This window comes from Paenibacillus allorhizosphaerae, assembly GCF_042659105.1.
GTDB lineage: Bacteria > Bacillota > Bacilli > Paenibacillales > NBRC-103111 > Paenibacillus_G > Paenibacillus_G allorhizosphaerae.
This window is the reverse complement of the sequence record NZ_JBHSRV010000001.1, coordinates 353,754-367,125: the sequence shown is the minus strand read 5'-3', so window position 1 is coordinate 367,125 and position 13,372 is coordinate 353,754. Positions and strand designations below refer to the sequence as shown.

Genomic DNA, 13,372 nt, shown 5'->3' with positions numbered 1-13,372 from the left:
GGTGTGGATGGTATGGCAGTTGCCGGCTTGCGCATGCGATACGACAAAAAAATTGCTGTCATCCAATCCGGTGGACCCACTGCAGTATTGAACAGCAGTTTATTCGGATTGCTGCAGGAGATCGGAAGAACGGACGAGAGGGCGAACGTGATTGGCATTCGTCAAGGGTTGACAGGACTTGTTAACGGCGATTTTTTCAATCTGGATTTGCGCCAATCGTTGGATTGGCTGCAATTTCAGCCGGGAGCGGTACTCGGCGCAGGTCGAATGGCTTTCACGAATGACGACCTGACCGCAGGAGTCGAGCATTTAAAACGTGCCGATATACGCGCTCTAGTGCTGCTTGGCGGCAACGGAACGATGGCCGCCGGCGACAAACTGGCTGTCAAAGCCAAGGAGATGGGGTATGAGCTGCAGGTGATCGGAATTCCGAAAACGGTGGACAACGACATTGTCGGAACCGATCACACGCCCGGATTTCCAAGCGCTGCCAAATTTGTAGCCCGCGCCGTACGGGATTTATCGACGGATTTGGAGGCAATGAAAAATTTCGAGCATGTGCGGATCATCGAGACGATGGGCCGCAACGTCGGATGGCTGACGGCCGCTTCGATTTATTATAAGGAAAGGATGGAAGACGGGCCTCATCTGGTATACGTTCCGGAGATTCCGTTCGATTCGGAAGCGATGCTGCGAGCCGTGTCCGATATTCATTCGCGTCTAGGCTATTGCGTTGTTGTCGTCAGCGAAGGCTTGAAAGGCAAGGACGGGCAGCCGATCATGATGAACGGCATGAAACAGAATACGCAGAGCAAAGCGCTCGGTGGCGTAGGAAGCGTACTCGCCGAATCCGTAAGTACCCGTCTGGGACTCGCTTGCCGGTATGAAAATTTGGGTATTTTGCAGCGCTGCGCAACCTTTGCCGTTTCGGAGCTGGACCGGATGGAGGCGGCCGCGCTGGGAAGGAAGGCGGCCCAGCTCATCTTGCGGGGAGAAAGCGGGATGATGGTGCGGATTGAACGTTTGGCGCATCAGCCCTATAAATGGGAGATCGGGAAAATTGCGTTCGCCGCAGTCGCCGGCAAGGAGAGGGAATTGGACAGCAAATATATATCGGCCGATGGAACGATCCATAGCGGTTACCGGCGATGGTTAGCCCCGTTTATGGATGCGACCAATCGCTATCGAACGATCATTCCGATATCATATGCCCAGAAGGAGGAAAACTCGTGAGGCGATTTTTCGCGAGAGAGCTGCTGGATGATGCTATGAAACGAAAATATGCCGTCGGCGCTTTCAGCGCCCACACGGCGGAAATGGTTCAGGGGATCATCGAGGCTGCCGATGAACAGCGGTCGCCTGTCATCATTCAAATCGGGCAGCGCGCCATACGCAACAGCGGTTTTGGAGCTTTGGTCAACAGTATTCGTTGGCACGGCTCTCATACGGATGTACCTGTCGTTGTTCATCTGGATCACGGCAAATCTTATGAGCAAGCCATTGAAGCCATCCAGGCCGGATGTACGTCCGTGATGTATGACGGATCGCATCATGATCTCGATGAGAACATAACCGTTACTCGCGAAGTCGTACGCGCCGGGCATGCCGCAGGAGTCCCCGTGGAAGGCGAGCTCGGCAAAATTCCCGGCGTCGAAGACGATTTGGCGGTAGACGACCGGGACGCTTTCTATACGAATCCCGAGCAGGCCTTGCATTTTTGGCAGGAAACGCAGGTAGATTCGTTAGCAGTGGCGATCGGTTCTGCGCACGGTCTGTACAAATCGAAGCCCGAGCTGGACATGGAGCGGCTGAAGAAAATCAGCGCGCTCACGAACATACCGATCGTGCTGCATGGCGGCTCCGGCATTCCGGACGATCAGATTCGTCAGGCCGTTGCGAACGGCATTGCCAAAATCAATGTGGACACCGAGCTGCGCAGCGCTTACACGCAAGGCGTACGCGAAGCGCTCGAGCAGTTCGGCGATGCATACGATGTGTTCCCTTTTGCGAGGACGGGAGCCGAACGAATGAAGCGGATCGTCGTTGACAAGATGCGCCTGTTCGGAAGCGCCGGAAAAGCTTGACAAGCAATCACAATAAGGTAAAGCAGGTGAGAATATGGAGCATTATCCGATTCTGATCGACGGCCGATGGATCAGCACGGAGGAAAAGCTGGAAGTTAAGGAGAAGTATTCCGGCAAGACGATCGCGACCGTTTCCATAGCATCCGAAGTGCTTGTAGAACAGGCGGTTGCAGCCGCACAGACCGCTTATCGGACGAATGCGCTGCCGCCGTACCGCCGGTATGAAATATTGAAGAGAACAAGTGAGCTTGTGCTGGCGAATAAGCAGCAACTGGGTCGGCTGATCGCGCAAGAAGTAGGCAAAACGTTGAAAGAAGCGGTTGTCGAGGTGGAACGAACGGCGCAAACGCTGGAGATTTCCGCCGAGGAAGCCAAACGCATCCATGGCGAAGGCATTCCGGTCGAAAGTTCGCCCGGCGCCGAGAACCGGCTTGCTTTTACGATTCGCGTGCCGGTCGGGGTCGTTTGTGCGATCACGCCGTTCAACGTTCCGCTGAACTTGGTGGCGCATAAAGTCGGACCCGCGCTTGCGGCGGGCAATGCGGTTGTGTTGAAACCGGCCAGCGTTACGCCGCTCATTGCCGTGAAATTGGCGCAGTTATTCGAGCAAGCCGGCTTGCCGCCGGGGTACTTGAACCTCGTGATCGGTTCCGGCTCTTCGGTAGGCGAGCAGCTTGCGCAGGATGAGCGGATCAATCTATATACTTTTACGGGCAGTCCCGCCGTAGGCAAGCAGCTGAAGCAAAGAACCGGGCTTCGCAAAGTGCTGCTTGAGCTCGGCAGCAACTCCGCCGTCATCGTTCACAAGGACGCCGATGTGGAGCTAGCGGCTGGGTTGACTGTCGGCAAAAGCTTCGGCAATGCCGGTCAAGTGTGCATCTCGGTACAGCGCATTTATGTCCACCAAGACATTAAGGAACGGTTCGTAAAAGCGTTTGTCCAGCGGACGCTCGCTCTCCGAACGGGCGATCCGTTCGACCCCGCAACCGATGTCGGCCCGATGATCAGCGAGAAGGAAGCGGTGCGTGCGGAACAATGGGTGCATGAGGCGCTGGAGGCCGGAGCCACGCTGGAATGCGGCGGAAAGCGGGATGGAGCTCTGTTCCAGCCAACGGTGCTGAGTCATGTCAAGGAAGAAATGAAGGTCACCTGTGAAGAGCTGTTCGCTCCGGTAGTCGGCATTAGCGAGTACACGGAATTGGACGAATGCATAGAGCGAATCAATCTGTCGCGCTACGGCTTGCAGGCCGGTATTTTTACTGCTAATCTGTCCACCGCGTTTCATGCTGCCAGGCGGATTCATGTCGGCGGGCTGATCGTGAACGATGCATCGCAATTCCGGGCCGATCTGATGCCGTATGGAGGCGTGAAAGAAAGCGGCTGGGGCAAAGAAGGTCCGAAGTATGCGATTGAGGAAATGACGGAGGAACGGATTGTCGTATTTAACTTGTAAACCGAATCCACAAGGAGATTGCGATATATGGGCGAGCAACCGGATAAACGATATCGATCCGATGCGCTGGAGCAGTTTTGCAGGAATGTATTCATCCGGTCGGGTTTTTCCGCCAAGGATGCGGCTGTCGCAGCCGACTCGCTGGTACGTGCCGATCTTGAGGAGAACGGCAGCCACGGCATAAGCCGGTTGCCGATCTATGTGAGACGAATTCAGGAAGGGCGAATTGCCGCTAAGCCGGATATTCGCATGCAGCATCACGGCAATATCGTCCATGTCGACGGCGGCAACGGTCTCGGGCAGGTCGTTTGCGTAAGAGCGCTGGAGGAAGCTGTTCCTTTGGCACGCGATGCTGGAATCAGCATGGTCTTGATCCGCGGCAGCAATCATTTCGGGACGGCGGCCTATTACTGCCAGCTAGCCTGCGAGCAGAAGCTTGCGCTTGTCGCCGTTACGAATTCCCCCCCGGGCATTGCCCCGTGGGGCGGGAAGAAAGCGTATCTGGGCACGAATCCGATCGCTTTCGGATTTCCGATTCGTTCCGGCCCTCCGCTCATCGTCGACATGTCATCGAGCGTGGTAGCCCGCGGCAACATTATTTTGGCGAATAAGCAAAACAAACCGATTCCTGAAGGATGGGCGATCGATGAAGAGGGCAGGCCTACGACGGATGCCGCTGCCGCGCTTCGAGGCGCCGTGCTGCCGCTTGGCGGGCCCAAAGGATACGCGCTTGCGATGGCGGTCGAAATGATGTCGGCGGTGCTGACGGGAGCGGCTTTCGGTCCGAGAGTCGGCAACTTGTATCAGGAACACGATCCACCGGCCGATGTCGGCCATGCATTCATCTTGATGAATATCGGCAAGTGGATGGAGCTGGAACCCTATTATGACCGAATGGATCTGTTCACAAGCGAAATCAAAAGTGCCCCGCTGTCAGCACAAGCCAATGAAATATTGATTCCAGGGGAACGCAGGCATCGGACCCGACTGCTGAATCAAAGCCGGGGCATCGCCCTTTCGGCAGAGGTCGCAAGCGAATTGCAGGCGCTTGGAGCTGCCTGCGGCACGGCATTTCCGGATGCGATCTAGAGGTTTCAAATGGGGGGATGAGCATGAAAATCGTCATTAGCGAATTGGATTGGCCGGACGGCGCGGAGCTGCTGAGACGCAAAGGATGGGAAGTTCGGTATGACCCGGAGGTGTGGAGGGATCGAACGCGGCTGCTCGCGGAGGTGGAAGATGCCGCGGCGTTGATCGTAAGAAATCAGACGAGCGTCGACGAAGAACTGCTTGAACGCGGCCATGGGTTGAAGGTGGTCGGACGGCTCGGGGTCGGACTGGATAATATCGACTTGAAGGCGGCATCAAGCCGGCAAATTCCGGTCGTATATGGCAAATATGCCAATGCGAATTCAGTTGCCGAATATGTTGTAACCGCCATTCTCAGTTACTGCCGTCCGCTGTTTAGAGCTTCTGCGGAAGTGAGAGAGGGGCGCTGGGACCGCAAACGTAATACAGGCACCGAGCTTTACGGCTCATCGCTAGGTTTGATCGGCTTGGGGGATATCGGACATCGGGTGGCGGTCCGGGCTAAAGCGCTCGGCATGAAGGCGATTGGCTATGACCCTTATGTAGGTGCTTACGATTTTGCCGTGACTGAGTCGGGGATTCGTCTTGCCGGTTTGGAACAAGTGTTGGAGGAAGCGGATTTCATCAGTCTGCATATTCCACTGACCAAACAAACCGCCGATTTGATTAACGAAGCGGCTCTGGAACGGATGAAACCCGGTGCGATATTGATCAATTCTTCGCGCGGAGGCATTGTCAACGAGCACGATCTGTACCGGGCGCTCAAGCGGAGCCGGATTGCCGGCGCTTTCCTTGACGTATTGGCGCAAGAACCGCCGGATAAGGAGCATCCGCTGCTGACGCTGGACAATTGCTGGATTACGCCGCACATTGCGGGACTGACGGAGCAATCGCAGGTCCGGACATCGGAGATGGTCGCCTCCGAAGTCATTCGCGAGCTGGAAGGAACCGCTTCACTATGCAGAGTGGCGTTAAAGTAAGAACGAAATGAGGTGGGGGGAATCCCATGGAAAGAGATGCAAGCAACGTGCGGTTGCAAAAGCTGAAAGAACTGGCGGCTGCGGAAAAGGCAGCGATCCTGATCACGCAGCAAAAAAATTTGAGCTGGCTGCTCGGCGGCCGATGTCATGTCAATATCGCATCGGAGCCGGGATGCTGCCAATACTTGGTGACGAACGATAAAAACGTCCTCTTCGTGAATAATATCGAAGCCAAACGGCTTGAAGAAGAGGAAGTCCGCAGCGATCTGTGGGAACAAACCGATGCAGTGGAAGTATGGGACTGGTTTAATCCCGGGAGCAGGGAGCAAAAGCTGCGTACGCATATTGCCGGGCGCGCTCCGCTCAAGACCGACGTCGAGTTGGAAGCTGTCTTCATGGAACTGCGAAGCGTGCTCGACGATGACCGCATCGAGGATTTCAAACAGCTCGGACGATTGACGGCCGAAGCAACCGAAAAGGCTGCCTTCGATGTGAAGCCGGGCGATACCGAATTTGCGATCGCCGGACGGCTTGCATATCGGTGCTATGAGAGAGGGCTGGACCCGATTGTCAATCTGATTGCGGCAGATGAGCGTATCTTCCAGCGGCGTCATCCGCTGCCGACGGGGAAGACGCTCCAATCGTATGCAATGCTGGTGGTTTGCGCCAGACGCAACGGGCTGATCGCATCCGCCACCCGATTGGTTCATTTTGGTGCCGTTCCCGAGCCGATTTCCGATAAAATGCGGGCAGTGGCGGAGATCGATGCGCGAATGATCGACGCGACAACGGAAGGGAAGCCGCTTGGAGCGGTTTATTCCGAAGCAATGCGTTTCTATAGCGAAGCCGGATACCCGGACGAATATCGTTATCATCACCAAGGCGGACTCACAGGCTACGCCACAAGAGAGAAACTGGCTACACCGCATGAAAAGATGACGATCCGGCGCGGTCAAATCTTTGCTTGGAATCCTTCGATTGCCGGGGTCAAGTCGGAGGATACGATCTATGTTGGCGCGAACGGCAGCGAAATCGTAACGCCGACTTTGGAATACCCGGGGATCGAAATCCATGTGAACGGAAAGACCTATGTTCGGCCGGGAATTTTGCAGCGATAATGAATCATGAATCCTACAACGAACGAAAAGAGGTTGATGTAGATGAAACGATTTAACATAGCGGTGATTGGCGCGGGAGATATGGGCAGAAACCATGTAAGAAGCTGGATTGCGGCGGGGCATCATGTCGTAACGATTTGTGACGTCGATCCGGAGCGACTGAACAAGCTGGGGCTTGAATTCAATGTGCCGAACTTGGTCGCCGATTATAAAGAAGCAATCGACGACTCGCAGATCGACATCGTTTCCGTCTGCCTTCCACTCGTTTTCCATGCACCTGTCACCGTCTATGCTGCACAGATGGGAAAACATATATTTTGCGAGAAGCCATTGGCGTCTTCTCCAGCAGCCGCCGATGAAATGCAGAAAGCGGTCGAGGCGGCGGGCGTCCAGTTCGGCGTCGGTTTTCAAAGAAACTTCTCCAAAGGCGTGGAGCAGGTCAAGCGTTGGATTGACGAAGGCAAGTTCGGCCGGCCAATGGTCATGTATTCCGATCTGCTTCAGGAAGTAAGACCGAAAGTGGCGATGCACGACCGCAACGGCAACCAAGGTCCGGTAGTCGATGCTTGCTGCCATACATTCATGATGTGGCAAACGTTCTTCCATTCGAAGCCGAAGAAAGTGTATGCAAGCGGCGGCATAATGGCCCAAGGAAGAGCGGAGATCGCTCATTTCGAGCAGCTCGCGATCGATACCGCCGTCATTACAGTGGAATACGAGTCAGGCGATATCGGTACGATCACCGTTTCATGGGGGCTCGCCAAAAAGTTCAAAATGAGAGGAAGGCCCGATCGTATATTCGGACCGAAAGGCGGGGCGGAAGGAAGCTTCAATAACTTCGGCATACCTGCGGTAAAAATCGAGCTGTTCGAAGGGGAACATACGGAAACCGTCGAGGTCAAGCAGCCCGATTTGTTCAAAGAGGAATTCCAAGCTTTCGTAGATGCCATCGTATCCGGCCAGCCGGCACCGGTCAGCTTCAAGCAGGGACGCGAAATGCTGAAGCTGTCGCATGCCGTACTGGAATCGATCGAAACCGGCAAAATCGTGTATTTATAATACAACCACTACATAGGAAACGGAGAATCGCATACATGAAGATCGGCTTTTATCATTCTTGTTACTTGCACTGGGATCTTCCGCGAACGTTTGAATGGGCCGCGAAGAACGGTTTCCATGGCATTGAACTGCACGGCGGTCCCCGATACGAGCATATCAATTGGACGGCGCTAGCGAACGGGCAGGGCTGCGGCGAGATCATCAAACTGCAGGAGAAATACGATGTCTCACTGTCGGGCATTATGTTCGGGGCGCTTCCTTTTTTGTCATCCGATTCGAACGAACGGAAGCGTGCGGTCGAAACGATCAAAACTTTGCTGAAAGCGGCGGCGAACATCGGCGTTCCGGTCGTATCCACATTTACGGGAAGAGATCCGCTATTGCCGGTGGAGGACAATTTGCCGCTCATCGCGCCCGTTTTTACGGAGCTTGCCGAGTTCGCCGAACGCCAAAACGTAAAGCTTGCGTTCGAAAATTGCCCGATGTACGAGTTTTGGCCGCCGGTGCACAATATTGCCGTCTCCCCGGCATTGTGGCACGAAATATTCGACCGGGTGCCTTCTTCCGCGCTTGGACTGAATATCGACCCCTCCCATCTGGTCTGGCAAGGAATCGATTACGTGCAGGCCGTGCATGACTTTAAGGACAAGATTGTGCTTGCTCAGGCGAAGGACACGGAGCTGCTACCGCACATTCAGCGGGTAGAAGGGATGATGACCTGCAAATGGTGGAGACACCGTATACCGGGGCAAGGCGCTGTGGACTGGAATCGATTCGTGACTGCGCTGCACGATATCGGCTATAACGGGATGCTCAGCATCGAGCACGAAGATCCAATCTGGACCGGTTCGGACGACAAAGTCGAAAAAGGCTTGCTGCTGGCCAAAAGACACTTGGAAATGTACGCCTAAATGGTTGGTCGTTGACCATGTAAATATAATGATGATATTATATTTGCGTAAGCACTTTAACCATTTTCTTGTCGGAGGCTCTTTATGACACGCAACGAACCGAAACCGGACCCGAACTTGCCGGTACCGCTTTACTATCAGCTCAAACAAATATTCGACGATAAAATCAAGAGCGGCGAATGGCAGCCGGGGCAGCTCATTCCGACGGAGAATGAACTTATATCGAAATACGAAGTGAGCCGGACAACGGTACGTGAAGGGATCACCGCCTTGGTGCACGAAGGCAAATTGCAAAAAAAACAAGGCAAAGGCACGATTGTATGCGCGCCCAAAATGGAAGAGCGCCTTGGGAGGCTGACCGGATTTGCCGAAGAAATGATTTCCAAGGGGCTCACGCCGGGAGCAAAATTGCTTGAGGTTAAAGAAATGATTCCTCCAAAGGCGGTTTTGGAAAACCTTACCGGCGGGAACGAGGAACATGTCCTGTATATTAAAAGAATTCGTCTGGCTAACGATGAGCCGATTGCCATCGAAAACAGCTATTGGCCGAAGGAAATCGGGGCTTTTTTTAAGGATAGCAATCTCGAGACGAGCGCCTTCTACTCGATTCTGGAGAAAAACGGCATTTATCTGAGAGATGCGGATGAAATCATCACCGCCAAAACGGCGACGAAACAAGAAGCTTCGCTTCTGGGCATTCATGAACGAGATCCGATGCTTCGAATGATCCGGACCACGTACTCGACGCTAGGTCACGCCATCGAATTCACGCGTACCGATTACCGTTCGGACTTGTACTTATATAGGGTACATTTGAAACGTTAATCTTTCATAAGACGGACTGCCTTTATGAGGCAGTACATTTATAAAGATAGTGATGATATGATATTGAATTTCATAATATACACGAAGGGGTGATACAAATGTTCAAATTTGCTGCACACCTGGAAATGAATTTTAGTAAAGGCGTCACCTTTAAGGATCGTTGGTTAACGGCGAACCGGCTTGGCTTTCAAGGCTGCGAGTTTGTGTGGAGGCTGCATGATTTGGCCGAGGCGACCGGCCTGAAAGCGCAAGCCCCTCTTGCCGTCAGCGTATTGGGCGGCACGACCGGCGGCACCGTCGGGGGCGGACGTCCCGTGCTCGTATGGCCTGAGGACCGGGAGCGTCTGGCCGCAGATGTCCAAACCGCCGTAAGTTACGCCGGAAGTCTGGAGTGCCCTAACTTGATCATGGTTGTCGGCAACCTGATTAACGGCTGGAGCATCGAGCAGCACAGGCAGGAAGCGGTGGCTTCCTTGAAGTCGGTAGCGCCGATTCTGGAGCAAGCGGGCGTGACGGCCGTCATCGAGCCTTTGAACAGCAAGGTGGATCATAAAGGCGTCTACTGCGACAACACGACCGAAGCTTTTAAAATTGTGGAAGAAGTCGGCAGCCCGAACGTGAAAATTCTTTATGATGCGTATCATATGCAGATCATGGAAGGCAACGTCATCAGCACGATTCGCAATCATAACGAATTCATCGGTTATTATCATATTGCCAAAGTGCCGGGCCGAGTCGAGCCGATCGGAGGCGAATTGAACTTCTACGCCATTCTGGAGGCGGTAGCGGGGACGGGGTACGAGGGCTTTGTCGGCCTGGAATATAAGCCTTCGGTGAGCGATGTTCAGTCGCTGGAAGAAGTGAAACGCCATTATCCCGAGTTTTTTTAATAGGAAGTTATAATATGCTGCAGGGAAGCGGTCTTCACACGGGCACTTTGCCAGAAGCCGGTGGAAAATACCGCTTTCGCAGCAGCTTATAAAAAGTGAATTGCAAGCGTTTACATAAACGAATAGGAGGAAGCACAATGAGTAAAATGTGGAAAGTTGCCGTTATCGGCGCCGGAGATATGGGCAGGCAGCATGTAAGAGGATGGACATTGGCGGGACATGAAGTCGTCTCCGTAACCGATATCGATGCGGAGCGCGTCAAACCGCTGGCGGCAGAATTCGGTATCGAACGAACCTATGCAGATTACAAAGAAGCGGTCGCGCAGCCAGAAGTGGAAATCGTCTCCATTTGTTTGCCGTTAAGCTTGCATGCACCTGTCACGATCTATGCCGCAGAGCAAGGGAAGCACGTGTTCTGCGAAAAACCGCTCGCCCGTAATTTTCGTGAAGCGGCAGCCATGGAAGAAGCCGTGAATAAAGCGAGTGTGCAATTCGGACTCGGCTTTCAGCGTAACTTGTCAAGATCGATCGGCGTGGTGAAGGATTGGATTGAAGAGGGCAAATTGGGCAGGCCGGTCGTCTGTCAATGCGACTCTGTGGCACAAATCAGGCCGAAACGGATTATGCATGACGCGAACGGAAATGCCGGTCCGCTGATGGATCTCGGCTGCCACTATTATGTCATGTGGCAAACGATCTTCCAATCGCTGCCGAAGACGGTTTATGCGCACGGCAACGTGATGGCCAAGGATCGCAAGGAGCTATCGCATATTGAGAAGCTCGCGATCGATACAGCTGCGGTCACCATTGAATACGAATCCGGAGATACCGGCATATTTACCGTAACCTGGGGCATGGCGCCCAATTTTAAAATGAAATCGTACCAAGATCGTATTTACGGCCCGAATGGGGGCATTGAAGGCGGTCTTAACAATAACCCGAAAAAAATAATGCTGTATGAGGAAGATCAAGTTACAGAGGTGCCTTTAGAATCGTATGCTTCACTGCATAAGGCGCAATTTGACTTGTTTGTCGATGCTTTGAATAACGGGAAGCCTGCGCCGGTCAGTTTTCAGGCAGGCCGTGAAGTGCTTGCGACGACGCTGGCTATTTTCAAATCGATTGAAACCGGCGAAGTCATCGATTTCGCATCCTTTTACAAGCAGCTTGTTTGAACCGAAGCAGCTCGGTTAGCCCGGTAAAACAGGCGCGACCCTTTCGATCCGCAAGGAGAGATGACGGCCGCGCCATTCCGGGAAACGAGTCGCACGCAGCATACCGCATCTCCACCTCGAGAACTCCATCGATGCAATAGTCCCCACGTATTAAACTGGTACAGACCGCCATTCCAACGCAGTCCCAAATCATATGAACCATCGGTTAAACGTAGATATTACCCGCACAGACGCTACCGCCAATCGCTTGCTAAGCGAGTACTGTTGTCACTATGAATCTGACAAACATGCCTCAATACCTGAAGTAGTTTGAATCAAAAGGATTGATTCGATACGAGCTGACATTAATCCCAAGCAGTGTTGTGATTGTTCAAACGACTGCAATTGTATGGGGGGTCATTTTGGGTGAGAAAACGGATCGCGGAACATATCGCTTCGGTGTCACTGATCGCCGTATTCGCTACAGGCTGCTTACATTCCTCCAACCCCAGCATGGGGAAATCGAATGTAATTGAAGGCAAGGAACAAGCGGTCGATGTCTCTAAACCGACCACGGTCAAAATCATGGCCGGCAATATGAACGATCAGCTTTTTAATTTCATGATCGCTGAACCGATGACCAAGAAATATCCCCAGATCACGGTGCAAAAGCTGCAAGGCAAGTTAAGCGAACTCATTGTTGCCGGGGAAACTCCCGATCTGATCACCGATTGGAATGGAGGCGTGCCGAGCTATCAGCAGTATGATCTGCTGACGGATATGACCGACCTGGTGAAAAAGCATAATTTGGACCTGGGCCGCTTTCAGAATGTGTATATCGACGCTATCAAAAGGTTTTCCGAGAAGGGGGAACTGTACGCTATCCCGTATTACGCCCAGTTGAACGCCTTATATTACAACAAGGATCTGTTTGACAAGTTCGGCGTGCCCTATCCGAAGGACGGCATGACTTGGGAGGAGGTCATTGATCTGGGAGCCAGAATGACTCGCATGGAAGGCGACGTGCAGATTCAGGGACTCAACTATGGCGGCGTTCAGCGATTGGCATTCCCATTCTCTCCCGACATCGTCAACGCCAAAACGGGCAAAGCGACCGTGAATAACGACGTGTGGAAAAATGCGCTGCAATATGCGTTGCGCATCGATTCGATCCCCGGAAATCGGGTGAACAAAGATTTCATGAAAGGGCAAGTGGCGATGTTCCCCAATGTGGGAGACTCGTTGCCGAATATCAAAAAAGCTGTGGAAGAAGGAACGATTTCTCTCGGTATCGCCCAATATCCTCAGTTCAAGGAAGCGCCCAATACGTACGGTATGGTCGATGCGCACTATATTTTTCTGACGAAGACGAGCAGGAATCAAGATGCGGCGATGAAGGTCATCGAGGTGCTAACTTCCGACGAGGTGCAAATGGCTGCAGCCAAAACCTATGCCCGGTTGTCTCCGCTCAAGGATCCGGAACTCCAGAAGCAGTTCGCCACCAAATTTTTGCCTGGAGTCGACTTGCAGCCGATATTTAAGAGCAAGCCTGCAGCCGGCCAAATCTTCTCCAAATATTACCCGCAATCGCGTGACATCGTCTTCGATGAATACAAGCAAGTCGCTGACGGGAAGAAAGACATTAACACCGCATTGCGCAGCGCGGAGGATAGAATCAACAAACTCGTCGCGGATGATATGGCGGTAACAAAATAAATGGGCGAACGATGACATCATCCGGCAAACGACTAGAGCGTGGATGATTCAAACGGCAATGTAATAAATTTCATCATGATGTAATGATGGGGG

The 13,372-nt window shown here is 53.1% G+C and carries 12 protein-coding genes; all 12 read left to right on the top strand.

What is annotated here, in order from left to right:
- Positions 1-12: 12 nt before the first annotated feature.
- Positions 13-1,233 carry a diphosphate--fructose-6-phosphate 1-phosphotransferase gene (locus ACFQI7_RS01475; RefSeq protein ID WP_218096631.1) on the top strand — a complete coding sequence of 407 codons (1,221 nt, stop codon included), beginning with the start codon at positions 13-15 and terminating at the stop codon, positions 1,231-1,233.
- Complete coding sequence (locus ACFQI7_RS01470) at positions 1,230-2,084, top strand: class II fructose-bisphosphate aldolase (protein WP_230414578.1); 855 nt, start codon at positions 1,230-1,232, stop codon at positions 2,082-2,084. The genes ACFQI7_RS01475 and ACFQI7_RS01470 overlap by 4 nt, the downstream gene beginning before the upstream one ends.
- A 34-nt stretch (positions 2,085-2,118) precedes the next feature.
- A complete protein-coding gene (locus ACFQI7_RS01465) occupies positions 2,119-3,537 on the top strand; it encodes an aldehyde dehydrogenase family protein (protein WP_218096629.1) in 1,419 nt (472 codons plus the stop codon).
- A gap of 27 nt (positions 3,538-3,564) precedes the next feature.
- Positions 3,565-4,626, top strand: coding sequence for an Ldh family oxidoreductase (locus tag ACFQI7_RS01460; RefSeq protein WP_218096628.1), 1,062 nt, complete (start codon positions 3,565-3,567; stop codon positions 4,624-4,626).
- Between the two features lie 23 nt (positions 4,627-4,649).
- Positions 4,650-5,606, top strand: coding sequence for a hydroxyacid dehydrogenase (locus ACFQI7_RS01455; protein WP_218096627.1), 957 nt, complete (start codon positions 4,650-4,652; stop codon positions 5,604-5,606).
- 26 nt (positions 5,607-5,632) lie between these two features.
- Positions 5,633-6,724: a M24 family metallopeptidase gene (locus ACFQI7_RS01450; RefSeq protein ID WP_218096626.1), complete on the top strand. Its 1,092-nt coding sequence runs from the start codon at positions 5,633-5,635 to the stop codon at positions 6,722-6,724.
- A 42-nt stretch (positions 6,725-6,766) separates the two neighbouring features.
- Positions 6,767-7,783, top strand: a complete 1,017-nt coding sequence (locus tag ACFQI7_RS01445) for a Gfo/Idh/MocA family protein (RefSeq protein WP_218096625.1) — start codon at positions 6,767-6,769, stop codon at positions 7,781-7,783.
- A gap of 35 nt (positions 7,784-7,818) precedes the next feature.
- Positions 7,819-8,694 carry a sugar phosphate isomerase/epimerase family protein gene (locus tag ACFQI7_RS01440; RefSeq protein ID WP_218096624.1) on the top strand — a complete coding sequence of 292 codons (876 nt, stop codon included), beginning with the start codon at positions 7,819-7,821 and terminating at the stop codon, positions 8,692-8,694.
- Between the two features lie 84 nt (positions 8,695-8,778).
- Positions 8,779-9,519 (top strand): GntR family transcriptional regulator, encoded by a 741-nt coding sequence (locus tag ACFQI7_RS01435; protein ID WP_218096623.1) that lies wholly within the window; start codon positions 8,779-8,781, stop codon positions 9,517-9,519.
- Between the two features lie 98 nt (positions 9,520-9,617).
- On the top strand, positions 9,618-10,409 hold the full coding sequence (locus ACFQI7_RS01430) for a hydroxypyruvate isomerase family protein (protein WP_218096622.1): 792 nt from the start codon (positions 9,618-9,620) through the stop codon (positions 10,407-10,409).
- A gap of 137 nt (positions 10,410-10,546) precedes the next feature.
- Positions 10,547-11,584 carry a Gfo/Idh/MocA family protein gene (locus ACFQI7_RS01425; protein WP_218096621.1) on the top strand — a complete coding sequence of 346 codons (1,038 nt, stop codon included), beginning with the start codon at positions 10,547-10,549 and terminating at the stop codon, positions 11,582-11,584.
- 405 nt (positions 11,585-11,989) lie between these two features.
- A complete protein-coding gene (locus tag ACFQI7_RS01420; RefSeq protein WP_218096620.1) occupies positions 11,990-13,279 on the top strand; it encodes an ABC transporter substrate-binding protein in 1,290 nt (429 codons plus the stop codon).
- Positions 13,280-13,372 lie beyond the last annotated feature (93 nt).